Origin of the sequence: Microbacterium pullorum (assembly GCF_014836535.1) — a bacterium.
Taxonomy (GTDB): domain Bacteria; phylum Actinomycetota; class Actinomycetes; order Actinomycetales; family Microbacteriaceae; genus Microbacterium; species Microbacterium pullorum.
On record NZ_JACSQP010000003.1, the window covers coordinates 119,404 to 144,532 of the forward strand.

The window sequence follows — 25,129 nt, forward strand, 5'->3', positions numbered from 1 at the left end:
CCGACCATGACCGCGTCCCTGTACTCCACGCTGGCCGAGCTGCCGGCATTCGCCCTCATCGCCCGCGATGCCGACACCGTGGAGCTGCTCACCGGCGACGTCGTCGATGTCGAGATGCTCGCCGACATCCCCCTGACGGATGCCGCGGGCGCCCCCCGCGAAGTGCTCGCGATGGTGCCGTTCCGCCAGGTGCGCGAACGCGGCTTCGAATGCCATGACGACGACGCGCCGCTGCGGTGCCTCATCGTGGACGCGCACACCGCCCTCCCCCGCGCCGACGTGCTCACCCAGCTGCCCGGCGACCCGATCGCGCTCACCGATGCCGGCTTCGACATCGCCGATGACGATTACGCCGCCATCGTCCGCCGCGTGATCGCCGAGGAGATCGGCCGTGGCGAGGGAGCGAACTTCGTCATCCGCCGTGACTTCACCGCCGGGGTGGATGCCGACCCGCGGCTGGCCGCACTGACCTGGTTCCGGGCGCTGCTCGAACACGAGCGCGGCGCCTACTGGACGTTCGCGATCGTGACCCCGGGCCACATCGCCGTCGGCGCGAGCCCCGAGGCCCACGTCAGCGCCCGCGGCGGCGTTGTGACGATGAACCCCATCTCCGGCACCTTCCGTCACCCCGCCGGCGGCGCGACCGCGGCGACCCTCAGCGACTTCCTCGCCTCGACGAAGGAGACCGAGGAGCTGTTCATGGTCGTCGACGAGGAGCTCAAGATGATGAGCGCCGTCTGCTCGGACGGCGGACGCATCACAGGGCCGCATCTCAAGGAGATGTCGCGGCTGACCCACACCGAATACGTGCTGCGCGGCCGCAGCCGCCTGGACCCCCGCGACATCCTGCGCGAGACGATGTTCGCGCCCACCGTCACCGGCTCCCCCATGCAGAACGCGTGCACCGTCATCACCCGCCACGAGACTTCCCCGCGCGGGTACTACTCCGGTGTCGCGGCGCTGTTCACCCCCCGCAGCGAATCGGATGCCACCGAGGCCGGCCCGACCCACGACCTGGACGCCCCCATCCTCATCCGCACCGCGTATCTCCAAGGCGGGCGTCTGCGCGTGCCGGTCGGCGCGACCCTCGTGCGCCACTCCGACCCCGACGGCGAGGTCGGCGAGACGCACGGAAAGGCCGCGGGCGTGCTGGGGGCGATCGGCGCGATCCCCCGCGATGTCCCCGCGGTGACCGCGGCCACCCCCGACAGCGACCCCGACGCCCCCGCGCCGACGCCCCGACCGCTGGCGGAGGACCCGCAGATCGCCGAGCTGCTGGCCTCGCGCAACGCCCGGCTGGCGGAGTTCTGGCTGAACCCCCAGGGGACCGAGGCGCCGGCCCGGCCCTTCACGGGGCGCTCCGCGCTCGTCGTCGATGCCGAGGACCGCTTCACCACGATGCTCGCGCACCAGCTGCGGCATCTGGGGCTGGACGTCACGATCATGGCGTGGTCGGAGGTTTCCGGCGCCGACATCGACGCCGCCGACCTCGTCGTCGCCGGTCCCGGTCCCGGCGATCCCCGCGACCCCGACAGCCCGCGCCTCGGCCGCATGCGCGAGGTCGTGCGCGGGCGCCTGGCCGCCGGTCGCCCCCTGCTGGCGGTCTGCCTCAGCCACCAGATCCTCGCCGACGCGTTCGGCATCGATCTGGCACCGCTCGACTCCCCGCACCAGGGTCTGCAGCGCACCGTGGACGTGTTCGGCGAACCCGCCTCGATCGGCTTCTACAACACGTTCACGGCGCGAGTTACGCCGGGCACCGCGCGGGTCGCCGGCGCGGAGATCGCGGCGGATGCGGCATCGGGAGACGTGTACGCCCTGCGCGGCGACGGATTCGCCTCGGTGCAGGGGCACCTCGAGTCGATCCTCTCGCGCGACGGCATGCGCACCCTCGAGCGCCTGGTCGCCCAGGCGCTGGCCTGAGGCGCAGGCCCGGAGGGCTCAGCCGAAGACCGAGATGGGGTTGAACAGGTCCGCGAGGATCAGGATCGCCCCCATGCCGATCAGCAGCACCACGACCACGAACGTCGCCGGCACGAGCCGCGCGGTGTCGACCGGCCGCGGCGGCGGGCGGCGGAACACGCGCGCCCAGAGCCGTTTGAGGCCATCCCACAGCGCGACGGCGACATGACCGCCGTCCAGCGGCAGCAGCGGGATGAGGTTGAAGACGAACAGCGCGAGGTTGAGCGAGGCGAGCAGCCCCAGCAGTCCCGCCACGCGGTTGAGCACGGGGGCGTCGACGGATGCCACTTCGCCCGCGATGCGTCCGGCCCCGACGACCGACAGCGGACCGTCGGGGTCGCGCTCGCCGCCGGTGAACAGCGCCACCGCGGTGTCGTAGACGCGCACCGGCAGCTGGACCACCACACCCGCGACGCGCTGCACGCTGTCGACGGTCATCTCCGCCCCGGCCCACACCGGCTGCGGCACATACTCGGATTGGGCGGTCATGCCGACCATGCCCACCTCTGCGGTGACGACGTCGCCGTCGGCGGTGACGATCTCGCGCTCGGTGAGCGCCGGGGTCACCTGCAGGGTGCGCGGCACGCCGTCGCGTTCGACGACGATGGCCAGCTGCTCGCCGGGTGAATCCTGGATGATCTGGGACGCCTCGGCGAAGTCGGCCACCTCGGTGCCGTCGACCGAGACGATGACGTCGCCGGGCAGGATGCCGGCGGCGGCGGCGGGCGACGGCGGGTCGGACGCGGTGCACCCGGACTCGGCCGAAGCGCTGGAGACGAGGCACTCGCTGACCCCGGCGATCGTCGTGGTCGCCGTCTGCACCCCGATGCCGCTGAGCATGATCGTGAACAGCACGACGGCCAGCAGCAGGTTCATGACCGGCCCACCGAGCATGATGATGATGCGCTTGTAGACCGGCAGCCGGTAGAACAGCCGACCTTCGTCGACGTCGGTCATCGTCTCGGCGTTGGCGGCGCGGGCGTCCTGCACCATCGTGGCGAAGAATCCGCCGCCGGCGCGTCCGGCCCGACCGGCCCGGGACGGCGACGGCGGGTACATGCCCGACATCGAGATGTAGCCGCCGAGCGGGATGGCCTTGATGCCGTACTCGGTTTCGCCGCGTCGGCGGGAGAAGAGGGTCGGACCGAAGCCGATCATGTACTGGCCGACGTGCACGCCGAACTTCTTCGCGGGCAGCAGATGCCCGAGTTCATGCAGGGCGATCGAAACGGCCAGTCCCACGACGAGGACGACCACCCCGACGAGGAAGGCGATGACGGTCACAGCGGGCAGATTACCGTGGCCTGCTTTGAATTCGCCTGACCGCGGCCGCGGCCTAGGCTGGCCTGGGGAGGTGGATGGTGACGACTCGGCAGTCGCGGGCGCTGCGCGGCACGGCGGCGGCGACGATCGCGACGCTCGTGGCGGCGACCGCGCACACGCTCTCCGGCGGCGGCGCGCCCCATCCGCTGCTCCTCATCGCCGTCGCCGCCCTGGCCGCACCCCCCGCCGTCTGGCTCGCCGGTCGCCGCGCCGCCTGGTGGCGCACCGCGGGGGTCGTGGCCGGCGCCCAGGCGCTGTTCCACGGCGCGTTCGCGCTCGTCGGCGACGCCCACCCGTTGCCCTCGTCCCACGCGCACCACCGGCAGGTCGACATCGCCTCGCTTCCCCCGCTGGTCATGATCGACGGGGATGCCACGATGACGATCGGGCACCTGCTCGCCGCGCTCGTGACGATCCTCGCCGTGCTCCGTGGCGAGCAGTTGGTGCGACGGATCGCCCGCGGCCTCCGCCGTCACATCTCCCGTCTCGCCGTGACGCTGCCCTCCCCGATCGCGCGGCCCCGCCCGCTCACGGTCTGCCAGGCGCCGCGGCGCGTGCGCCGAACCACCACGTCTGCTCTCTCCCGCCGGGGTCCCCCGGTGCTCGCCGGCTGATACGACACCTCACCCGGCGCACCCGCGCCCCCTTCTGCGACGGCACCGACCGTCACGATCGAGAGAGCACTCATGACCATCATCACCCCGGCACGCCGTCGCGCGCGCCTGACCGCCGGCGTCCTCGCCGGAACCGCGCTGGCCCTGGGCGCCCCCCTGGCGGCGAGCGCACACGTCCACGTCGACCCCGCGGATGCCACGGCGGGCGGCTCGACCGTGCTGACCTTCTCCTCCAGCCACGGCTGCGACTCGTCACCGACCACGGGCTTCACGATCGACATCCCCGAGGGCGTCGCCGGCATCGCCCCTCACGCACAGGCAGGCTGGACGATCGAGCGCGTCGGCGCCGACGTCGGCGTACCGACGCAGGTCGTGTTCACAGCCGACGAGCCGATCGAGTCGGGGCTGCTGACGACCGTCTCGATGCAGGTGACCTTCGCCGATGAGCTCGCCGGCGAGACGGTCGCCTTCCCCGTGCTGCAGGAGTGCGTCGAGGGCTCGACCGACTGGGCGGAGATCGCCGAAGACGGCCAGGACCCGCACGACCTCGACGCCCCCGCCCCCGTGGTCACCGTGGGCGAGGCGACCGCTGACGCGCACGGCGCTCACCACGGCGACGCCGCCGATGCACACGATGACAGCACCACCGCCGACGACAGCACGACCGCCGCGCACACGGTGCTCCCGGTCGCGCTGGGCGCCGGTGGTCTCGCCCTCGGTGCCGCGGGTCTGGCAGCGGGTCTCATCGCCCTGCGCCGCACGCGCCGCAGCTGATCCGCAGCTGATGCGAAGGGGCACCGTCGCACCCGGCGACGGTGCCCCTCACCGTGATCGCCCACCACGACCACACATGTCGCGATCACCGTCAAGCCCTCTTGCCCGTGGCGATCCGCTGTCGTAACTTCCCCCCAGATGCAAACCGCCGCGTCTCTTTCGGCGTTCTTTCGCATCCGCGACCCGCACACCGCGGGCGCCGGGCATCGAAGACGGGAGCGGCTGATGAGCACATCGAAGACCGGGGGCGACGAACTGACGCCCAGATTTGCACGACCCGGCGAGGCGACCGTCTTCGCCCGGCACGTCATTCCCCGACAGGAGTCGCTGCCGGACACCGCCAAGCAGATCGTCGACGACGAGACGATGCTCGACGGCAACTCCCGGCTGAACCTCGCGACCTTCGTGGGCACGTGGATGGACGATGACGCCAAGCAGGTGTACGAGGCGTCCTTCGACAAGAACATGATCGACAAGGATGAGTATCCGCAGACGGCGGCCATCGAGGACAACTGCTGGCACATGCTGGCGAACCTGTGGAACGCCCCGGACGCGTCTCAGAGCATCGGCACGTCGACGATCGGCTCGTCCGAGGCTTGCATGCTCGGCGGCCTGGCCTTCAAACGGCGCTGGCAGCAGTCCCGTCGCGTCGCCGGCAAGGACACCGCCAAGCCGAACCTCGTGATGTCGTCCGCGGTGCAGGTGTGCTGGGAGAAGTTCTGCAACTACTTCGACGTCGAACCCCGCTTCGTCCCCATCAGCCTCGAGCACAAGACGCTCGACGGGCACGACCTGGAGAAGTACGTCGATGAGAACACGATCGGGGTCGTCGCGATCATGGGCGTCACCTATACCGGCATGTACGAGCCGGTGGTCGAGATCGCCAAGGCCCTCGACGAGATCCAGGCCAAGACCGGACTCGACATCCCCATTCACCTGGACGGCGCGTCCGGTGCCATGATCGCTCCCTTCCTGCAGCCCGACCTCGTGTGGGACTTCCGGCTCGAGCGGGTGCACTCCATCAGCACGTCGGGCCACAAATACGGCCTGGTCTACCCGGGCCTGGGCTGGGTCGTCTGGCGCCACACGCAGTGGCTGCCCGAGGACCTCGTGTTCCAGGTGAGCTATCTCGGCGGGGAGATGCCGACCTTCGCCCTGAACTTCTCGCGTCCCGGCGCACAGGTGCTGCTGCAGTACTACATGTTCCTTCGTCTCGGATTCGAGGGGTATCGCGCGGTGCAGCAGGCGTCGCAGGACGTCGCGAAGTTCCTGTCATCCGGCATCGCGAAGCTGGACGCGTTCGAACTGTGGAACGACGGCAGCGACATCCCCGTCTTCGCGTGGTACCTGAAGGAAGGCCACACCAAGAACTGGAACCTGTACCACCTGCAGGACCGTCTGCGCATGAAGGGCTGGCTGGTTCCGGCCTATCCCATGCCGGATGATCTCGGCGATCTCATCGTGCAGCGCATCGTCGTGCGCAACGGCCTGAGCATGGATCTCGCCGCCGAACTGCTCGGCGACATCGAGACCGAGACCGCGTATCTCGACGCCCTCGAATCGGCCATGCCGATCGAAGGCCAGCACTCCGGGTTCCACCACTAGGGGGCGGACATGTCGCGTACCACATCGAATCAGACAGCGGATGCCGCGGCGAAGGCCGCATCGAACCATCCGCTCACGTCGCGCAAGGCGGTGACGACCTTCCTCGGAGTCGGCCAGCTCGCGATGCTGACCCTCGTGGTGGTGGCGAGCCTGCGCTCGCTGCCCGCCATGGCGGTCTACGGCCTGGGCAGCGTCACGCTCTACATCATCCCAGCCATCTTCTTCCTCATTCCCACGGCGCTGGTCGCCGCGGAGCTGGCGACAGGATGGAAGGGCGGCGTCTACGTCTGGGTGCGGGAGGCGTTCGGCAACAGATGGGGGTTCACTGCGGTCTGGCTGCAATGGATCCAGAACGTCGTGTGGTACCCGACGCAGATCGCTTTCATCGCGGCGGCCCTCGCATTCGTGTTCCTCGATCCGTCGCTGTCGAACTCGGGGCTGTACACCGCGATCATCATCCTGGCGCTGTACTGGGGATCCACGCTGATCACCCTGCGCGGCGGAAACCTGTTCGCCAAGCTCGGATCATGGGGAGGAATCCTCGGCACGCTGCTGCCGGCGGTGCTGCTCATCGTGTTCGGGTTCATCTGGCTGGGCACCGGGGAGAAGAGCGAGACCTCGCTCGAGCCCTCGGCCATCATCCCGCCGTTCACCGGCATCGCCTCGATCGTGCTGATCGTCTCGAATGTGCTCGCCTACGCGGGCATGGAGGTCAACGCGGTGCACGTGAACCAGATGAAGGACCCCGGGCGTGGGTATCCGCGGTCGGTGCTGCTGGCGTCGATCCTCATCCTGCTGGTGTTCATTCTGCCGACGCTCGCGATCTCGATCGCCGTGCCGGAAAAGGACCTCGGGCTCACGAACGGCATCATGCTGGCGTTCCAGGCCTACTTCGACGAATGGAATCTGGGGTGGGCGACGGCGGTGGTGTCGGCGCTCATCGCCGCCGGCGCACTGGCTTCGGTGATCACCTGGATCGCCGGCCCGTCGAAGGGCCTGCTGGCCGCGGCCGAGACCGGGCTGCTGCCGCCCGCCCTGCAGAAGCGGAACAAGGCAGGAGTGCAGTCGGGCATCCTCATGCTGCAGGGCACGATCGTGACGGTCCTCGCGGCGATCTTCGTGATCGTGCCGAACGTGAGCGCTGCGTTCGTCGCGCTCATCGACATGGCGGCGGCGCTGTACCTCATCATGTACATGCTGATGTTCGCCTCGGCGATCATGCTGCGGCGCAAGGAACCGGACGTCACGCGCACGTACCGCGTTCCGGCGATGAACCTCGTCGCCGGGGTCGGGTTCTTCGCGTGCCTCGCCGCGTTCGTGCTGGCCTTCGTCCCACCCGACGGTTTCACGGCGTTCCCCCTCGCAGCCTATCCGTGGATCGTGGGCCTGGTTATCGTCGTGCTCGGGGCGCCTCCGCTGATCTTCTACGCGCTGCGCAAACCCGACTGGGATCGCCGCAGCGCGGCAGAGAAGGCAATGCACGGCACGCACGACGAGGACGAGGCCGCTGCTGGCGCGGCCGCGGGGCCTTCGACGGGGTCGGCGCCCCCGCCGAGCGCCTCCGCGCCGCCACCGGCGTGAGATCTGCGCGCAGGTGGAGGTCTCCACCACGCCGGGTGAGAGGATGGGAATGCCATGCCCACCGATGCCCCCACCAATCTCCCGCCCGTCCTGCGCCCGGAGCAGCCGCCGGTGCGCGCGCTCGGCGAGCTCGCCCGCCGCTTCGGCGTCGACGTCCGCGGCGATGTCACGGGAGTGAGCCTGTCGGGCATCACCCTCGCCACCGCCGACCTGCGCCCCGGTGAGGCGTTCGTCGCGATCCGCGGCGCGGCGCGCCACGGTGCGGAGTTCGCCCGCGCCGCCGCCGAGAAGGGCGCCGTCGCCCTCGTCACCGACGCGGAAGGCGCCGACATCGCCGCCGACGCCGGACTCCCGATCGTCATCGTCGACGACCCCCGCGCCCGCCTGGGCGACCTGTCGGCATGGGTGTACGGCACCGGGCCCGACGACGATCTGCCCTTGCTGCTGGCCACCACGGGAACCAATGGCAAGACCAGCGTGTCGCACCTGCTCGAAGGCCTCCTCAGCCAAGTCGGCGCTGTCACAGGCCTCTCCTCCACCGCCGAGCGCCACATCGCCGGCCAGGTGATCGTGTCGCGGCTGACCACGCCCGAGGCATCCGAGTTCCACGCCCTCCTCGCCCTCATGCGCGAGCGCGGTGTCGAGGCGGTCGCCGTCGAGGTCTCCGCCCAGGCGCTGTCGCGCCACCGCGTGGACGGGATCGTCTTCGACGTCGCCGCCTTCACCAACCTCACCCACGACCATCTCGACGATTACGCCGACATGCGCGAGTACTTCGAGGCGAAGCTGCCGCTGTTCCGGGCCGACCGCGCTCGTCGCGCGGTGATCTCCCTCGACTCCACTGCGGGCGTCGAGGTCGTGAAGCGGTGCGAGGTGCCGTCGACCACCATCGGCACGCCCGACATCGCCGCCGACCCCGAGGCCGCGGCGCATGCGGACTGGATCGTCGAGATCGTCGAGGAGCGCCAGAGCGGAACCGAGTTCCGCCTCACCGGTCCCGGCGGGCGGTCGTTGCAGACCACGGTCCCCGTCATCGGTCGGCACATGGCCGCCAACGCCGGCCTCGCGATCGTGATGATGCTCGAGGGCGGCTACACCTGGGAGACCATCACGACGGCTCTCGACCGCGACGGCGGCATCCGCGCCCATCTCCCGGGCCGCACGCAGCTCGTCTCCGGTGAACGGGGCCCGGCGGTCTACGTCGACTTCGGCCACTCCCCCGACGCGTTCGAGAAGACCCTCGCCGCTGTCCGGCGGGTGACCCCGGGCAGGGTGCTCATGCTCTTCGGTGCCGACGGCGACCGAGATGCCACCAAGCGCCACGACATGGGGCGCACCGCTGTGCTCGGCAGCGACATCCTCGTCGTCACCGATCACCACCCGCGCTTCGAGGATCCCGATTCGATCCGGGCGACCCTCATCGAGGGCGCCCGTCGGGCCAGGCCCGACGCCGAGATCCACGAGTACTCGCCGCCCGAGCGCGCGATCGTCGAAGCGGTGAAGCTCGTCGGCGAGGGCGATGCGATCCTGTGGGCCGGCCCCGGTCACCAGGACTACCGCGACATCCGCGGGCAGCGCACGCCGTACTCGGCGCGCGAACTCGCCCGCCGGGCGCTCCAGGGCGCCGGGTGGCCGGTGCCCGAGCCCAGCTGGCCGGTGCCGTACGCCGACTGAATCGACGCGCTCGCACTCCGGTTTCTCACAGGCGGGACATGGGCGCCACCCGGCCGCGCCGGGCATAATATCCTTTGTGGTCAGACCACAAAGATCCGTCGTGGTCAGACCATTGGATGGTGCCTCTCGTGCATGATCGCGCGCACCCCGGGACGACAGGCGTAGCCTCGCATCAAGACGCACGAGAGGCCTGGACGAGACCTCCCCCGGCAGCGACGAAATCGCTTGACGACGTAAGGAAGCGACCATGACCACTGTGTCCCCGACCCCTCTCACCGGCCCCGACGCCATGCCCGACGCCTGGGACGGCTTCACCGCCGGCCCGTGGCAGGACGCCATCGACGTCCGGGGCTTCATCCAGGCCAACTACACCCCCTATACCGGCGACGCCGCGTTCCTCGCCGGCCCCACCGAGCGCACCCTGCGGGTCTGGGAGACGCTGACGAAGATGTTCCCCGAGGAGCGCGAGCGCGGCGTGTACGACGTCGACGCCCTCACCCCCGCGAGCATCACCGCCCACGCCCCCGGTTACATCGCGAAGGACGACGAACTCATCGTCGGCCTCCAGACCGATGCGCCGCTCAAGCGCGCCATCATGCCCTACGGCGGCTGGCGCATGGTCAAGAACGCGCTGGAGACCTACGGCTACGACGTCGACCCGGGCCTGGAGAAGGTCTTCACGACCTACCGCAAGACGCACAACGACGGCGTCTTCGACGTGTACCCGCCCGCGGTGCGCCGCGCGCGCAGCAGCCACATCATCACGGGGCTGCCCGATGCCTACGGTCGTGGCCGCATCATCGGCGACTACCGCCGCGTCGCCCTCTACGGCACCGACGCGCTCATCGCCGCCAAGAAGGCTGAGCGCGCGGAACTCGACATGCACTTCTCCAGCGAGGAGATCATCCGCGAGCGCGAGGAGAACGCCGAGCAGATCCGCGCCCTCCAGGAGCTCGCCCAGATGGCGGCCTCCTACGGCTACGACATCACGCGCCCCGCCGCCACCGCCCGCGAGGCCGTGCAGTGGCTGTACTTCGCCTACCTCGGTGCGGTGAAGGAGCAGAACGGCGCGGCGATGAGCTTCGGGCGCAACACCGCGTTCCTCGACATCTACATCGAGCGCGACCTCGCCCGCGGCATCCTCGCCGAGCAGGACGTGCAGGAACTCATCGACGACCTCGTCATCAAGCTGCGGATCGTGCGATTCCTGCGCACCCCCGAGTACGACTCGCTGTTCTCCGGCGACCCCACCTGGGTCACCGAGTCGATCGGCGGCACCGGCGAGGACGGCCGCACGCTCGTCACCAAGACCGCGTTCCGCTTCCTGCAGACGCTGTACAACCTCGGCCCCGCGCCGGAACCCAACCTCACCGTGCTGTGGAGCAACGACCTCCCCGACGGCTTCAAGGAGTTCTGCGCACGCGTGTCGATCGACACCTCGTCGATCCAGTACGAGTCCGACGCCCACATCCGCGCCCTCTGCGGCGACGATGCGGCCATCGCGTGCTGCGTGTCGCCGATGACGGTCGGCAAGCAGATGCAGTTCTTCGGCGCTCGCGTCAACCTCGCCAAGACCCTGCTGTACGCCATCAACGGCGGCCGCGACGAGGTCAACGGCAAGCAGATCGCCCCGATCATGCCCGCCGTCACCGGCGACGTGCTCGACTACGACGACGTGCGTGCCAAGTTCCGCGTGATGATGGAGTGGCTCGCCGAGACCTACGTCGACGCGCTCAACTGCATCCACTACATGCACGACAAGTACGCCTACGAGCGCCTCGAGATGGCGCTGCACGACCGCGAGGTCCTGCGCACCATGGCCTGCGGCATCGCCGGTCTCTCGGTCGCCGCCGACTCGCTGTCGGCGATCAAGTACGCCACCGTGCACCCGGTGCGCGACGAGACCGGTCTCGTGGTCGATTACACCGTCGAGGGCGAGTTCCCCTGCTTCGGCAACGACGACGACCGTGTCGACGACATCGCCCGCGATCTCGTGACCGAGTTCATGGAGATGGTGCGCCGCCACCCGACGTACCGCAACGCGGTGCACACCCAGTCGGTGCTGACGATCACCTCGAACGTCGTGTACGGCAAGAAGACCGGCAACACCCCCGACGGTCGCCGCGCCGGACAGCCCTTCGCCCCGGGTGCGAACCCGATGAACGGGCGCGACACCCACGGTATGCTCGCCTCGACCCTCTCCGTCGCCAAGCTCCCCTTCGAGCAGGCGCAGGACGGCATCTCGCTCACCACCACCGTGGTGCCGGCCGGCCTCGGCCGCACCGAGGACGAGCGGGTGAAGAACCTGGTGGGTCTGCTGGATGCGCAGATGGTCTCGGGTGGCTACCACCTCAACGTCAACGTACTCACGCGCGAGACGCTCGAGGATGCCATGGAGCACCCCGAGGAGTACCCGCAGCTGACCATCCGTGTCTCCGGCTACGCGGTCAACTTCGTGCGTCTGACCCGCGAGCAGCAGCTCGATGTGATCAGCCGCACCTTCCACACGGGGATCTGAGCCCCGTGTCCGCCATCCTGGTGCCGGCGCCGAGTACCGCACGCCCTGACTCCGACGGACATCACGCCCGCCTCGAAGCCATGCGGACGGGTCGCGTCGCGAGCGTGCATTCCTGGGAGCTCGTCACTTCCGTGGACGGCCCCGGCACCAGGATGACGCTTTTCCTCGCCGGCTGCCCGCTGCGCTGCCAGTACTGCCACAACCCCGACACGTGGCAGCAGCGCGACGGTGCGACGACCGACATCGATGACATCCTCGCGCGGGTGAAGCGCTACCTGCCCGTGTTCGAGGCGACCGGGGGCGGCCTCACGATCTCCGGTGGTGAGCCGCTGCAGCAGCCCGCGTTCGTCACCCGGCTGGCCGCTGAGGCCTCCAAGCTCGGTGTCCACGTGGCCCTCGACACCTCCGGTTTCCTCGGCCGCAACGCCTCGACGGCGCTGCTGGACGACCTCGACCTCGTGCTCCTGGACGTGAAGTCGGGCCTGCCCGACACCTACCGCGACGTCACCGGTCGCGAGCTGCAGCCGACCATCGACTTCGGGGATCGCCTGGCGGCCAAGGGCGTGCCGGTGTGGATCCGGTTCGTCATGGTGCCCGGACTCACCGACGCCCCCGAGAACGTGGAAGCCGTCGCCGATATCGTCTCGCGCTGGCCCAACGTCGCCCGCGTCGAAGTGCTGCCCTTCCACCAGATGGGCACGTCCAAGTGGGAGCGCCTCGGCATCGAGTACCCCCTCGCCGATGTGCACCCGCCCGAGTCCGACGAGGTCGAGGCCGTCCGCGAACGGTTCCGCGCGCGGGGTCTGGTCACGTACTGAGCGTCGCCGTCACTGCGCGGCAGCGATCATGCGGTCGGCGGCGCGCCGCGCCCACTCCTCCGCCTCGGCGAGCGTCTCGCGGGTGAGCCCGTCGGGCGCCTCATGCGAGTCGACGACGCGCCGCACCGTGTCGACGATGCCGGTGAACGCCAGCGCACCCTCGTGGAACGCATCGACGGCCTGCTCGTTGGCGGCGTTGAAGACCGCCGGGTACGTGCCGCCGGCGCGGCCGACGTGCTTCGCGAGCGCGACGGCGGGAAACGCCTCCTCGTCCAGCGGCTCGAAGGTCCAGGTGGCTGCGGTGGTCCAGTCCAGCGGCCGCCCGACGCCGGAGACCCGATGCGGCCAGTCGAGACCCAGCGAGATCGGCAGGCGCATGTCGGGCGGTGACGCCTGCGCGATCGTGGAACCGTCGACGAACTCGACCATCGAATGCACGATCGACTGCGGGTGCACCACGACGTCGATGTCGGCGTAGTCGACACCGAACAGCAGGTGCGCCTCGATCACCTCGAGCCCCTTGTTCACGAGCGTGGCGGAGTTGGTGGTGACCACGCGTCCCATGTCCCACGTCGGGTGCGCGAGCGCCTGGGCGGGCGTGACGGATGCCAGTTCGGCGCGCGTGCGCCCCCGGAACGGTCCCCCGGAGGCGGTCAGCACGAGGCGGCGCACCTCGCCGGGCTCTCCCGAGCGCAGTGCCTGGGCGATGGCGGAGTGCTCGGAGTCGACCGGCACGATCTGTCCGGGCGCGGCGATCGCCGTGACGAGGTCGCCGCCCACGATGAGCGACTCCTTGTTGGCGAGGGCGAGGGTGCGCCCCGCCTCGAGCGCCGCGATCGTGGGACCGAGCCCGACCGATCCGGTGATGCCGTTGAGCACCACATCGGCCTCGACATCCCGCACCAGCTGCTCGGCTTCGTCCGCGCCGAGCGCGGTGTGCTCGACTCCGAACTCCGCCGCCTGGCGGGCCATCGCCTCACGCTGCGATCCGGCCGACAGACCGACGACATCGAACCGTCCCGGGTGGGCACGGATGACTTCGAGGGCCTGCGTGCCGATGGAGCCTGTGGAACCGAGGATGAGAACGCGACGCACGCGCTCAGCCTACGGTCACTCGGTCGGCACCTGCTGGACGCCGAGGATGTCCACGACGAAAACGAGGGTCTGGCCCACGAGATCCTCATCGTTGATCTCACCCTCGCCGTAGGCGGTCGCCGGCGGCAGCACGGCGATGACCTGCGAGCCGACCTGCTGGCCCACCAGCGCGTCGGCGAAGCCCGGCACGACCTGGGTCGTGGTGAGGGTGGCGGGAGCGGAGCCCCAGCTCTGGTCGAAGACCTCGCCGGTGTTCCACGACACACCCTGGTACTGCACGAGCACGGCATCGCCCTCGGCGACGGTCGCGCCGTCGCCCTGCTTCAGCACCGCCAACTCGTACTCGGTGGGGGCGTCGCCCTCGGGAAGGGTCACGGTGGGCGCGCCGTCCTCGGCGAGCTCGACCGTCGGCATCCCTTCGACCGGTTCCTGCTGCTCGCCCCACGCGGCCGTCGGCACGATGTCGAGCAGGTCGAGCACGTAGACCTGCGCGCCGCTGCCGGTGGCCGTATCCGCGGGGAGGGTCACGGCGACGCGCGTGCCGACCGTGGCGCACCCGAGGAAGGCTCCGATGCTGGTTTCGGCGCTGATCTGCTGCGGGAGCACCTCGCTGCCGGCGTAGCCGATCGATCCGAGTTCGGTCGCCGTCTCGGCGTCCAGCCCGACGAAGGCCACGTTCACGAGGTCACCCTCGGAGACCTGCTCGCCGTCGCCCTCGACGAGCACGGTGCTCTGGATGTCTTCGATCTCCAGTGGTGCCGAGAAGCTGACGGTGGGGACCTCCCCCACCTCGCCCTCCGCCTCGACCGCGTCCGAGGCCGCACCGGCGGGCAGCTTCGCCTCGCAGAGCGCCCCTGATCCGGGGCTCGAGGTGTCCGTCGGCTCCGGCGAGCTGCTGCACCCGGCCAGGAGAACCACCGAAACGGCGGCGACGGACAGGGCGGCGAGTGGGCGGAAGCGCACGGGAATCCTCACGGAAGATGGCAGGGGGAACTCCCCCATCTTGTCGCACTCTGCTCCGTCGCACCTGGGAGTCGCATGCGGCGGCCATGCCGGAGGGTGCATGCGAACGGGAGTAACCTCGACTGGTGACCGTGCAGCAGCCCGAACCCGACGAGCAGACGACCGGTGAAGTGTCCGTTCCCGGCATCGGCCTGGCCTACGTCATCGGCCGGTGGGTCATCGCACCGCTCGCGCGCCTGTTCTACTGGCCGCGCATCGAGGGCCGGGGGAACGTGCCGCGCAAGGGACCGGTGATCCTCGCGAGCAACCATCTGTCGTTCATCGACTCGTTCGCCATCCCCATGGCCTCGCCCCGCCCGGTCCGGTTCCTCGCCAAGGCCAGCTACTTCGACGGCAAGGGGATCAAGGGCTGGTTCTCGCGCGAGTTCTTCTACGCCGTCGGCGCGTTCCCGGTGGAGCGCGGCGCCGGGCAGGCGGCATTGGACGCCCTCGACCAGCAGAAGCGCATGCTCGAAGCAGGATGGGCGACCGCGCTGTATCCCGAAGGCACCCGCTCGATCGACGGGCGTCTGTACAAGGGACGCACGGGCGTCGCCTTCCTCGCCCTGCAGACCGGTGCGCCGGTCGTGCCGGTGGGTCTCATCGGCACGAACGAGATCATGCCCGTCGGGGCGAAGTTCCCGCGGCTGCGGCCCCGCGTCACGGTGCGCTTCGGTGAGCCGCTGGACCTGTCGCACCACGGTCCGGCGTCGTCGGGTCGCGCGCGGCGGCTCGCCACAGACGAGATCATGGCCGCCATCCACGCACTGTCGGGTCAGGAACTCGCGAACGCGTACAACGAGGCACCCGCCCAGAACCCGGTGGAGCGCATCAGGCAGGTCCTTCCGCACGAGCGCCGCTGAGGCGGTCGATCAGGCCGCGACGGCGATGACCGGCTCGTGGCGCACCGGGAAGTTCACCGAGTTCGCGATGAAACACCACTCGTGCGCCTGCGCGTGCGCGGCGAGCGCGGCGACGGCCATCGACGGGTCGGCGACGGTGACCTGCGGACGCAGCACGACCTCGCGGAACGCCCCACCACCACGGCCGTCCTCGACCATCACCCCGCTCGCCTCGTCGCGGTAGTCCGTCACCACGACGCCGACCTGAACGCACGCGTGCAGGTACGACAGCAGGTGACACTCCGACAGGGCCGCCAGCAGCAGGTCTTCGGGGTTCCACTTCGTGCGGTCGCCGCGGAAGGGTTTGTCGGCGGATGCCTCCAGCGTCGGTTTGCCGGCGATGGTGATCGTCACCGACCGGTCGTAGTCGCGGTAGCCACTCGTGCCGGTGCCGTGGTCGCCGGTCCACTGCGTCTGTACCAGGTAGCGGTGCTCACCGAACATTCCGTCAGTCTGCCACGCGGGCTGCACGCCCGGCGGCGCTAGGCTGGCATGGTGCCGCAGACGTTCTCCGCCCGTGATGCCGTGGAGCTCGCCGTGGTCGAGCGCAGCGGTTTCGTCGAGTCCCGACACACCGGCAGCGCCGTGGTGCTCTCCCCCGACGGGACGGTGCGCACCGCCCTCGGTGACGTCGACGCGCCGATCCTCCCCCGTTCCACCCTCAAACCGCTGCAGGCGCTGGGGTGTCTCACCGCGGGGGCCGAGCTCGACGGAGAACAGCTCGGTCTCGCCACCGCCAGCCACGCCGGCACCGACCGTCACGTCACGGTCGTGCGCGACATCCTGCACCGCGCCGGCGTGGGCGAAGACGACCTCGGCTGTCCCCCCGCCTGGCCGGGCGACACTGCGACCCGCGACGAGATCGTCCGCGAGCTCGGCACCCCGTCGCGCATCCGCATGAACTGCTCGGGCAAGCACGCCGCGATGATGCTCACGTGCACCGTGAACGGCTGGGACACCGAGACCTACCTCGACGTCAACCACCCGCTGCAGATGCACATCCGCGAGGTCATCGAGCGTCTGACCGGCACCAAGCTCTCGATCACGGCGACCGACGGCTGCGGTGCCCCCGTGTACGGCATGAGCCTCACGGCGCTCGCCCGCGGCATCCAGCGCATCGCCACGTCCTCCGAGCGGTCCCCCTTCGCCCTGCACCGCCACGCCGCCACGCTCGTGCGCGCCGTGCGCGAGAACCCGTGGACGATCGACGGCGACGGCCGGCCCGACACCGTCGTCATCGACAAGCTCGGCGTCTTCGCCAAGACCGGCGCCGAGGGTGTGCTGGTGATGGCCGCACCCGATGGCACGACCGTCGCACTGAAGGTCCTCGACGGCAGCGCCCGGGCGGCGACGGTCGTCGCCCTCACCCTGCTGGTCCGGGCGGGGGCACTGCCTGCCGCGCAGGTGGCCCAGGTGCTCGGAGCCCTTCCGCTGACCGTCACCGGTGGCGGCAGAGACGTCGGAGCCATCCGCCCGACGGTGTGACGACGCCCTGACCCCGGGGCGCGGAAAAGGAGCGATCAATGCGGATCTGCGTACCGACCGAGATCAAGAACAACGAGTACCGGGTGGCGCTGACCCCCGCCGGGGTGCACGACCTCGTCGCGTCGGGGCACGAGGTGTTCGTGCAGCGCGGCGCCGGCACGGGGTCGTCGATGACGGATGCCGAGTATGCCGCGGCCGGCGCGACGCTGCTGGACGACGCGGGCGAGGTGTGGGCCCGGGCGGAGCTGCTGCTGAAGGTCAAGGAGCCCGTCGCCTCGGAGTACGCGTACTTCCGGGACGACCTCGTGCTGTTCACCTATCTGCACCTCGCGGCCGACCGCGCCCTCACCGAGCGGCTCGTGGCGGACGGGGTCACCGCGATCGCGTACGAGACGGTGCAGCTGCCGGGCGGCACCCTGCCGCTGCTCGCGCCGATGAGCGAGGTCGCCGGGCGCCTCGCCCCCATGGTGGGCGCGTCGACGCTGATGCGCTCTGCCGGCGGCATCGGGCTGCTGATGTCGGGGGTCCCCGGCACCCGCCCGGCACGGGTGACGATCATCGGCGGCGGCGTCGCCGGCGCCAACGCAGCGTATCTCGCCGCCGGCATGGGCGCCGACGTCACGATCTTCGACACCAACATGCAGCGCCTGCGGTTCCTCGACGACCACTTCCAGGGCCGGGTGAAGACCGCCGCCTCCAACCCGCTCGACCTCGACGCCGCCGTGGTGTCCTCCGACCTCGTCGTGGGCTCGGTGCTCATCCCCGGGGCGAAGGCCCCCAAGCTCGTCACGAACGCGATGGTGGCGCGCATGCGGCCGGGTTCGGTGCTGGTGGACATCGCCGTCGACCAGGGTGGCTGCTTCGAGGACAGCCGCCCGACGACGCACGCCGACCCCACCTTCCTCGTTCACGGCAGCGTCTTCTACTGCGTCGCCAACATGCCCGGCGCCGTGCCCAACACCTCCACCTCGGCGCTGACGAACGCCACGATGCCCTACATCCGCCGCATCGCCGGGGTCGGCTGGCAGCAGGCGCTGCGCGCCGACCCGGCCCTGGCTGCGGGGCTGAACACGCACGGCGGCGCCGTCATCAATGCGGGCGTCGCGGCGGCGCACGGCGTCACACCTGCCCCGTTGCAGGACGCTCTCGGGTGAGGGCTACGCCAGCTCGGTGATGCCCCACGGCGACCCGTGGCCCACCGGGGCGGGGGCGGCGAGCAGGTCGAGGAAGGGGCGCGCGTCGAACGCCTCGGGGCCCCGCACGCCGGTCCCCGCCCACGCGCCCGAGGCGAGCAGCTCGAGGGCGATCACGGGATTCAGGGCCGTCTGCCAGACGACGGCCTGCGAGCGGTACTCCCGCATCGTGTCCGCGTTGTCGGCCACGTGATAGAGGTACGTCGAGCGCGGCTGCCCGTCTTTCCCCGTTCCGCGCACCCACACCCCGGCGCACGTCTTGCCGGTCATCCGGTCACCGAGGGTCGCGGGGTCCGGCAGCGCCGCGGCCACGACGTCGCGCGGGGACACCTGCACACCCTTGACCGTGAGGGGCTCGGTGCGGTCCAAGCCCACCTTGTGCAGCACCTGCAGCACCTGGATGAACTCGTCTCCCAGCCCGTATTTGAAGGTGACGCGCTTGGCCTTGGTCCACCGTGGCATCAGCAGCACCTCCTCGTGCTCGACGTTGACGCACTCGACGGGCCCGATGCCCTCGGGGAAGTCGAACACCTCCGGCTCGCTGAAGGGGGCGGTGGTGTACCAGCCGCGGTCGCGTTCGAACACGACGGGCGGATTCAGGCATTCCTCGATCGTCGTCCAGATCGAGAAGGACGGCGCGAAGTCGTACCCCGCCACGACGAGGTTCGCCCCGTCGCGCACCCCGAGCTCGTCGATCTCGTCGAACAGCTCATCCTCGGCGTAGCGGGCGAAGACATCCGAGAGCCCCGGCTCCACACCGATGCCGACGAGCGCGAGCAGCCCCGCCGCCTCCCAACGCTCGGCCTGGGCGAACTGCTCGTCGCCGAGCATGACGCCGGGAAGCTCGTACGGGCGCTCCGGGTGCGGGCGCGACAGGCTCATCGCCATGTCGAGGTACGTCGCCCCCGCCTCGAAGCAGCCGTCGAAGATGGGCATGACGAAGCGGGGATCCACCGCGTTGAGCACGTGGGTCGCGCCGTGGGCGCGGATGAGGGATGCCACCGACGCGGCATCCGACGCATCCACCTGGGCGGCGGCGAGCCGGTCGTCACCCAGGTCGTCGACGAGCGCCTGCGGGCGTGCCGGGTCGTAGTCGGCGAGGACCAGGGTCTCGAAGAAGTCGCGGCGCACGGCGATGCGCGCCGCCGCCGACCCGACCCCGCCGGCACCGATGATGAGGATGCGCATGATGCTCCGATCAGGCCAGGCCGCCGTCAACCGAGCGCGAATAGTCGGCAGGGTCTTCGCGGACGAGCACGGGGGTGTCGCGGTTGAGGCTCTCGCCGCGGAAGAACGGCTTCGCGCGGGGGAAGGCGAACCAGATCAGCATCAGCACGACCCCGAACGCGAGCGATCCGATGCCGACGACGAAAGTCCCGCCGATGCCGAGCAGCACGGTGTAGCCGTAGTCGACGTCCCACATGTCGATCGCCGAGCGCACGAACGCCCAGGTCAGCATGAGCGAGCCGAGCAGGGGCAGCAGGCCGCGGTACAGGAACGACCGGGCCGAGCCGAACAGCTCGCGACGGAAGTACCAGACGCACGAGTAGCCGGTGACGGCGTAGTAGAACGCGATCGCGAGGCCGAGGGAGAGGATCGAGTCCTGCAGGATGTTGTCGCTGATGAGCGACATCGCCACGTAGTACGCCGACGCCACGACACCCATCACGAGCGTCGAGAACGACGGCGTCTTGTACGTCGGGTGCACCCTGGCGAACCGGCGCGGCAGCGCCTTGTACGCCGCCATCGCGAGCGTGCCGCGGGCGGTGGGGAGGATCGTGGTCTGGGTGGACGACACCGCCGAGACGAGCACGGCGACCACGAGCAGCCAGCCGACGGGGCCGAGCAGCCCGTCCTTGACGGCGAGGAAGAAGTCATCGGCGTTGGCCTCGTTGCCGAGCCCGGAGCCCCCCTCGCCGATACCGGCGTACATCATGGCAGCGACCGTGACACCGACGTAGGTGACGAGGAGGATGACGGTAGTCAGCAGCGCCGCGCGTCCCGGGATGCGTTTGGGGTCCTTCGTCTCCTCGTTGAGGGCGAGGCAGGTGTCCCACCCCCAGTAGATGAACAGGGCCAGCAGCACCGCTTCGGCGAAACCCGATTCGTTGAACGCGCCGGTGTCGGTGACGAAGCCGAACGGGTTGAACCACGCCCAGTCGAATGCGGTGGGAGCCGGCGCGGTGCCGGCGAAGTAGTGCCACAGCGCCGCGACGACGAAGATCGCCAGCACGAGGTACTGCAGCCCCAGCAGCACGTTCTGGATGCGTTCGCCGATCTCCACCCCGCGCCAGCTGACCCACGTCATCGCCGCGATGAACACCACGCCCAGCAGCACGACGCGCCAGTCGTTGTTCTCGAACTCCTGGCCCACGAGCGACCAGAAGTAGATCGAGGCGATCTGGGCGAGGTTGGCGAGCACGACCATGCCGGCCACGGCCACGCCCCACCCGCCCATCCAGCCCACCCAGGGCCCGAACGCCTTCGTCCCCCAGGTGAAGGTCGTGCCGCAGTCGGGCACGGCGTTGTTGAGCTCGCGGTAGGCGAAGGCGATGAACAGCATCGGGATGAACGCGAGCACGAACGCGATCGGCGCCTGCCCACCCACCGCCAGCACGACCCAGCCGAGGGTCGCCACGAGTGAATAGACCGGCGCGGTGGAGGCGAGGCCGATGACCGTCGACCCCCACAGTCCGAGCGTTCCTGCCGCGAGCCCCTTGCCGTCGGGTCGGCTGAGGTCGATGGGCGTTGTCGTCACAGTGCCGAAATTATGCCCGTCCGCCGGTGCGGTCAAGCATGGGTTTCGCACCTCACTCCCACCGCACGCGGCGCGCCTGGGCGCGGGCGTCCCACACCCACGCGCGCGCCCTCCCCGGTGCCGCATACGGCGGGACGATTCGGGTGCCCGTCACCGCGCGCACCTCGCCCGCGCACGCCGCGTCGACGACCAGCGTGCCCCCGGCGCGCACGGCCTGCAGAGTGCGCCACTCACGCAGCCACGCCTCGGGCTCGCCCCACAGCACCGTCGTGCCTGTGGCGTCATCGGGTGACTCGCCGAGCCGGGCGACGTGCACCCCGCGCGCCGCCCACCGCTCCAGGGCGCCCCGCGCCGCAGACGCCGACGGGGTCACGAACCCGGTCACCCCCTCGGGGTGGAACAGCGCCGCGTCGGCCGCGGCGCACTCGAGCGCGGCCTCGGCGAAAGCGAACTGCACGGGGACGTCGTCGAGCACCCCGCGTCCAGGCGGCGCGTCACGGCGATGGTCGGTGGCCGCACCCCCCGCGGCGACGTGATCGGCACGCGTCGGCAGCGCCAGCACCGCACGCCGCGGCAGGAGGGGCGCGACCCGTGCGGCGACACCGGAGAGGCGCTGCGTCGTGACGATCAGGCGGATGCCGCGGCGCGCGCCGTCGCGGGCGAGCGCCTCGACCCGCTCGAGCACCAGCGCCTGGTGGTCGGGGCCGAACGGCGCCGGCAGCGCATCGAGGTCGTCGATCAGCACGAGCGTGCCCGGCGTGAGCGCGTCGAAGCCGGCGATCGCATCCCACGCCGCCTCGGCGTCGCGCGGGACGATGAGCGTGCGCGCCGGGTCGTGCTGGGCTGCGACGACGCGCAGCACGCCGGTCTTGCCCGACCCGGGCCCGCCGATCACCACCAGGCCGCGGTCATCGGGACCGAGCAGGAGGGTGCTCTGCCGCTGGTGCTGCGGCTCGTCGGCGAGGCCGAGCACGAGGGCGTCGTGAGGTGACTGCGCCGGCCGTGTCACCTCCGCCAAGGGCAGGAGGACGGGGAGGTCGGGCAGCCACGGCCGTCGCGGCGGAGGGCCCGCGTCGGCGGCTGCGGCGAGTGCGGCGAGGGTCGGGGGTGCGCACACCGCGACCCGTACCGTCCGCGCCGCGCGGTCGGCGGCGCGGCGCACCAGCGCGAGACCGCGCGCGGCGGGGTCGCCCGGCAGCACCGCCGCATCGTCGGATCCGATCACCAGGCGTGAGTCGGCGGCGTCGGTCACCCGCAGGCTGAGGCGCAGCGGACAGTTGGCCAGCAGCGCGTCGCGGAACACGCCGCTCGCGCGCTGGCCGGCGAGGATCAGGTGCATCCCGAGTGCCCGACCGCGCGCGGCGATGTCGGCGAACACGTCATGCAGCTGCGGCTGGGTTCCGACCAGGGCGGCGTACTCGTCGACGACGATCACGAGCCGAGGCAGCGCGTCGCCCGCCTCGTCGATGTCACGCGCGCCGAGCGCGGCGAGCACCCGTTCGCGGTGGCGCAGCTCTGCCCGCAGGCTCTCGATCGCGCGATGGGCGGCAGCTTCGTCGAGATCGGTGAGCACTCCCGTCACATGCGGCAGCACGGTGAGCCGGTCGAACGCACGCCCACCCTTGAAGTCGGCGAGGAGGAACGCCACCTGCGACGTCGTGTGCGTCGCACACAGCGCCGCGATCCACGTCGTCAGCAGCTCGCTCTTGCCGGCACCGGTGACCCCCGTGACGACGGCGTGCGGGCCGTCGACGACGAGGTCGACGACGACGGGTTCCGCTCCCTCCCGTCCGACGACCGCCGGCAGTGTGCCGCGGGTGGCCGCGGGCGCCGCGGCGAGCAGATCGGCGAGGTCGCCGGAAGGGGTGGGACCGCCGCCGGCGACGGCTCCCGCCCGGGCGTCGAGGGAGGCGGCGATGGCCGCCGCCTGCGCGCGCCCCACCGCCTCCACACTCACCGGTCCCGCCTGCCCGCCGTGATCGAGCCATGCCGTGGTCAGCCCGGTGAGGGTGAGGACGGCCGCGCACACGGGCGGCGGCGGCGAGCCCACGGGGACGATGGTGAGCGACACGTCCACCCCGCGCTCGCGCGCGTCACCCGGCGCGCACAGCTGCACGGCGGTGCCGGTGAGCGCCCGCCGGTGCGGGAGTGCGGCACTCCAGCCACCGTCGACACCGGCCGGTCCCACCAGCCGCACCTCCCCCGGCGGTGCGGCCAGACACACCTGCAGCGCGAGCCCGCGTGCGACGGCCGCCGCCGCGACGGGAGGGCCGACGACCGCGATGCCGTCGACGGCGGGGACGGTCAGCGGCGCGGCGGTGAGCGTCGCCGCGCGGGTGCGCAGCGCCGCGTCGGCGGCACCGCTGCCCCCACCCACGCGCACCGTGCTCGCCCGCTCCCCCACCCCGACGACGATGTGGCCCGCCCGGCCGGGGACCCGTCGCCAGATCTCGTGCGGCGCGGCGAGGAATCCCCCGACGTCGGGATGCCGCGCCGCGAGCCGTCGGCGCTCGTCCGCGTGCCGGGCGGCGATGGTCTCCACGGTCTCCGCCCGCACGCGGGCATGGCGCCGTCGGGCGCGGCGGCGGTCACGCCGGGCTGAGCGCAGGCCGTCCAGCGCCGCGCCGCCCGCCAGCAGCGGCCCCAGCGCCGCGAACCACAGCGACAGCACCGAGCCGGTCACCGCCCACAGCACGACCGCCGCGAGCGCCGGAAGCAGGGCCGACACGACCGGCAACGGCGGACGCGGGGCGGGGTCGCCGGCGACCGGCAGCGACAGCGGCTCGTCGATGGGTGGGGCCAGGGGCGCGGGGTCCGGTGCGGGCATGCTTCAGCACACCGCATCGTGAGCCGCCGGCGCGGAGCCGAGCGACCCCGTCGTGCAGGATCCGGCCTAGTCGGCGGCTGGGGAGGAGCCGGCGGTGTCGCCCGGCGCGGAGCCGGCGGTGTCGCCCGGCGCGGTGCCGTCGGCGGCGTCTGTCGGGGTGACGGCCGTCTCCGATGTCTGCGGACGCGCGGCGGTGTCGCCGTCGTCATCGCCCGCGATGCTGACGGCGGCGGTCAGCACGATGATCGAGATGTTGTCGCGACCGCCGTTCTCGACGGCGGCGTGCAGCATGGCATCCACCGCTTCGGCAGGATCGGGGCGCTCGAGCAGGAAGTGCAGGATGCCGTAGTCGGTGAGTTCCTTGGTGAGACCGTCGCTGCAGATGACGAAACGGTCGCCGTCGACGACGTCGAGGCGGACGTAGTCGGGCGTGACGCTCTCGCTGGGACCGACGGCGCGGGTGATGACGTTGCCGTACGGGTGATTCTCGGCCTCTTCGGGGCTGAGCCTGCCGGCGGAGACGAGTTCCTGCACCACCGAGTGATCGACGGTGATCTGCATGAGACTCTCGTCACGCATGAGGTACACGCGGGAGTCGCCGATGTTGAGGGTGACCCAGGTGGGCTCGTCACCTGAGGTGTCGAGGAAGACACCCGTCACGGTCGTGCCGGTGCCCTCGTCGGTGGCGCCGGGATGCTTGCCGATGTCCTCGACGGCACGCGAGAGCGCCTTCTCGATCGTCTTGGTGGAGACAGCGTCCTTCTCGGCGACCGCGGTGAGCCGTTCGATGGTGCGGGCACTGGCGATCTCGCCGCCGATGTGACCGCCCATGCCGTCGGCGACGATGAAGAGCGGGTACCGGGCGAGCAGCGCGTCCTGGTTGACCTCGCGGCGACGGCCGACGTCGGTGACGGCGGCCCACGAGAGTGTGACTTCACCACCGGGCACCTCGACGGTGCGGGTGTGGGTGGTGGCCTCGGGCACGCTGTCAGCCTTCC

The 25,129-nt window shown here is 70.9% G+C and carries 19 protein-coding genes; 11 read left to right on the forward strand and 8 right to left on the reverse strand.

Annotated features, from left to right (window positions below):
* Positions 1–6: 6 nt before the first annotated feature.
* A complete protein-coding gene (locus H9651_RS05465) occupies positions 7–1,923 on the forward strand; it encodes an anthranilate synthase family protein (RefSeq protein ID WP_191718156.1) in 1,917 nt (638 codons plus the stop codon).
* 18 nt (positions 1,924–1,941) lie between these two features.
* Here the strand turns inward: H9651_RS05465 and H9651_RS05470 are convergent, their stop codons facing one another.
* The gene (locus H9651_RS05470) at positions 1,942–3,246 is read right to left on the reverse strand and encodes a M50 family metallopeptidase (protein WP_191718157.1); all 1,305 of its coding nucleotides are present in this window, start codon (positions 3,244–3,246) and stop codon (positions 1,942–1,944) included.
* A gap of 77 nt (positions 3,247–3,323) precedes the next feature.
* Here H9651_RS05470 and H9651_RS05475 point away from each other — a divergent pair, with 77 nt between their 5' ends.
* From H9651_RS05475 to pflA, 7 genes are all read left to right on the forward strand, one after another.
* Positions 3,324–3,899 (forward strand): hypothetical protein, encoded by a 576-nt coding sequence (locus H9651_RS05475; RefSeq protein WP_191718159.1) that lies wholly within the window; start codon positions 3,324–3,326, stop codon positions 3,897–3,899.
* A 72-nt stretch (positions 3,900–3,971) separates the two neighbouring features.
* The gene (locus H9651_RS05480; protein ID WP_191718161.1) at positions 3,972–4,673 is read left to right on the forward strand and encodes a YcnI family protein; all 702 of its coding nucleotides are present in this window, start codon (positions 3,972–3,974) and stop codon (positions 4,671–4,673) included.
* Positions 4,674–4,898: 225 nt separating this feature from the next.
* The gene (locus H9651_RS05485; RefSeq protein ID WP_191718162.1) at positions 4,899–6,278 is read left to right on the forward strand and encodes a glutamate decarboxylase; all 1,380 of its coding nucleotides are present in this window, start codon (positions 4,899–4,901) and stop codon (positions 6,276–6,278) included.
* Positions 6,279–6,287: 9 nt separating this feature from the next.
* The gene (locus H9651_RS05490; RefSeq protein WP_191718164.1) at positions 6,288–7,859 is read left to right on the forward strand and encodes an amino acid permease; all 1,572 of its coding nucleotides are present in this window, start codon (positions 6,288–6,290) and stop codon (positions 7,857–7,859) included.
* Positions 7,860–7,913: 54 nt separating this feature from the next.
* Positions 7,914–9,533, forward strand: a complete 1,620-nt coding sequence (locus H9651_RS05495) for a Mur ligase family protein (protein ID WP_191718166.1) — start codon at positions 7,914–7,916, stop codon at positions 9,531–9,533.
* A 247-nt stretch (positions 9,534–9,780) separates the two neighbouring features.
* Positions 9,781–12,051, forward strand: a complete 2,271-nt coding sequence (gene pflB / locus H9651_RS05500) for a formate C-acetyltransferase (protein ID WP_191718168.1) — start codon at positions 9,781–9,783, stop codon at positions 12,049–12,051.
* A gap of 104 nt (positions 12,052–12,155) precedes the next feature.
* Entirely contained in the window at positions 12,156–12,869 is a 714-nt protein-coding gene (gene pflA, locus H9651_RS05505; RefSeq protein ID WP_318244774.1) for a pyruvate formate-lyase-activating protein, read from the forward strand.
* A 9-nt stretch (positions 12,870–12,878) separates the two neighbouring features.
* Here pflA and dxr read toward each other — a convergent pair whose 3' ends face one another.
* Together dxr and H9651_RS05515 are read right to left on the reverse strand one after the other, a co-directional pair.
* The gene (dxr, locus tag H9651_RS05510; protein ID WP_191718171.1) at positions 12,879–13,964 is read right to left on the reverse strand and encodes a 1-deoxy-D-xylulose-5-phosphate reductoisomerase; all 1,086 of its coding nucleotides are present in this window, start codon (positions 13,962–13,964) and stop codon (positions 12,879–12,881) included.
* A gap of 15 nt (positions 13,965–13,979) precedes the next feature.
* Positions 13,980–14,927: an FKBP-type peptidyl-prolyl cis-trans isomerase gene (locus tag H9651_RS05515; RefSeq protein ID WP_191718173.1), complete on the reverse strand. Its 948-nt coding sequence runs from the start codon at positions 14,925–14,927 to the stop codon at positions 13,980–13,982.
* Positions 14,928–15,097: 170 nt separating this feature from the next.
* Here H9651_RS05515 and H9651_RS05520 point away from each other — a divergent pair, with 170 nt between their 5' ends.
* Positions 15,098–15,829 carry a lysophospholipid acyltransferase family protein gene (locus H9651_RS05520; RefSeq protein WP_318244795.1) on the forward strand — a complete coding sequence of 244 codons (732 nt, stop codon included), beginning with the start codon at positions 15,098–15,100 and terminating at the stop codon, positions 15,827–15,829.
* 9 nt (positions 15,830–15,838) lie between these two features.
* Here H9651_RS05520 and H9651_RS05525 read toward each other — a convergent pair whose 3' ends face one another.
* Complete coding sequence (locus H9651_RS05525; protein WP_191718174.1) at positions 15,839–16,312, reverse strand: OsmC family protein; 474 nt, start codon at positions 16,310–16,312, stop codon at positions 15,839–15,841.
* A gap of 48 nt (positions 16,313–16,360) precedes the next feature.
* Here H9651_RS05525 and H9651_RS05530 point away from each other — a divergent pair, with 48 nt between their 5' ends.
* Entirely contained in the window at positions 16,361–17,353 is a 993-nt protein-coding gene (locus H9651_RS05530; protein ID WP_191718176.1) for an asparaginase, read from the forward strand.
* Between the two features lie 38 nt (positions 17,354–17,391).
* Positions 17,392–18,507 (forward strand): alanine dehydrogenase, encoded by a 1,116-nt coding sequence (gene ald, locus H9651_RS05535; protein WP_191718178.1) that lies wholly within the window; start codon positions 17,392–17,394, stop codon positions 18,505–18,507.
* 3 nt (positions 18,508–18,510) lie between these two features.
* Here the strand turns inward: ald and H9651_RS05540 are convergent, their stop codons facing one another.
* From H9651_RS05540 to H9651_RS05555, 4 genes are all read right to left on the reverse strand, one after another.
* Positions 18,511–19,734 (reverse strand): saccharopine dehydrogenase family protein, encoded by a 1,224-nt coding sequence (locus H9651_RS05540; protein WP_191718180.1) that lies wholly within the window; start codon positions 19,732–19,734, stop codon positions 18,511–18,513.
* A gap of 10 nt (positions 19,735–19,744) precedes the next feature.
* Positions 19,745–21,304: an APC family permease gene (locus tag H9651_RS05545; RefSeq protein ID WP_191718182.1), complete on the reverse strand. Its 1,560-nt coding sequence runs from the start codon at positions 21,302–21,304 to the stop codon at positions 19,745–19,747.
* A 52-nt stretch (positions 21,305–21,356) separates the two neighbouring features.
* The gene (locus H9651_RS05550; RefSeq protein ID WP_191718184.1) at positions 21,357–24,131 is read right to left on the reverse strand and encodes an FtsK/SpoIIIE domain-containing protein; all 2,775 of its coding nucleotides are present in this window, start codon (positions 24,129–24,131) and stop codon (positions 21,357–21,359) included.
* 66 nt (positions 24,132–24,197) lie between these two features.
* Entirely contained in the window at positions 24,198–25,115 is a 918-nt protein-coding gene (locus H9651_RS05555; protein WP_191718186.1) for a PP2C family protein-serine/threonine phosphatase, read from the reverse strand.
* Between the last annotated feature and the right edge of the window lie 14 nt (positions 25,116–25,129).

Bases quoted from the DNA above. Each gene is read 5' to 3' on its own strand.
- H9651_RS05465 (WP_191718156.1), top strand. From the start codon at position 7: ATGACCGCGTCCCTGTACTCCACGCTGGCCGAGCTGCCGGCATTCGCC.
- H9651_RS05480 (WP_191718161.1), top strand. From the start codon at position 3,972: ATGACCATCATCACCCCGGCACGCCGTCGCGCGCGCCTGACCGCCGGC.
- H9651_RS05485 (WP_191718162.1), top strand. From the start codon at position 4,899: ATGAGCACATCGAAGACCGGGGGCGACGAACTGACGCCCAGATTTGCA.
- H9651_RS05490 (WP_191718164.1), top strand. From the start codon at position 6,288: ATGTCGCGTACCACATCGAATCAGACAGCGGATGCCGCGGCGAAGGCC.
- H9651_RS05495 (WP_191718166.1), top strand. From the start codon at position 7,914: ATGCCCACCGATGCCCCCACCAATCTCCCGCCCGTCCTGCGCCCGGAG.
- pflB (WP_191718168.1), top strand. From the start codon at position 9,781: ATGACCACTGTGTCCCCGACCCCTCTCACCGGCCCCGACGCCATGCCC.
- H9651_RS05525 (WP_191718174.1), bottom strand. From the start codon at position 16,312: ATGTTCGGTGAGCACCGCTACCTGGTACAGACGCAGTGGACCGGCGAC.
- H9651_RS05530 (WP_191718176.1), top strand. From the start codon at position 16,361: ATGGTGCCGCAGACGTTCTCCGCCCGTGATGCCGTGGAGCTCGCCGTG.
- ald (WP_191718178.1), top strand. From the start codon at position 17,392: ATGCGGATCTGCGTACCGACCGAGATCAAGAACAACGAGTACCGGGTG.
- H9651_RS05540 (WP_191718180.1), bottom strand. From the start codon at position 19,734: ATGCGCATCCTCATCATCGGTGCCGGCGGGGTCGGGTCGGCGGCGGCG.
- H9651_RS05550 (WP_191718184.1), bottom strand. From the start codon at position 24,131: ATGCCCGCACCGGACCCCGCGCCCCTGGCCCCACCCATCGACGAGCCG.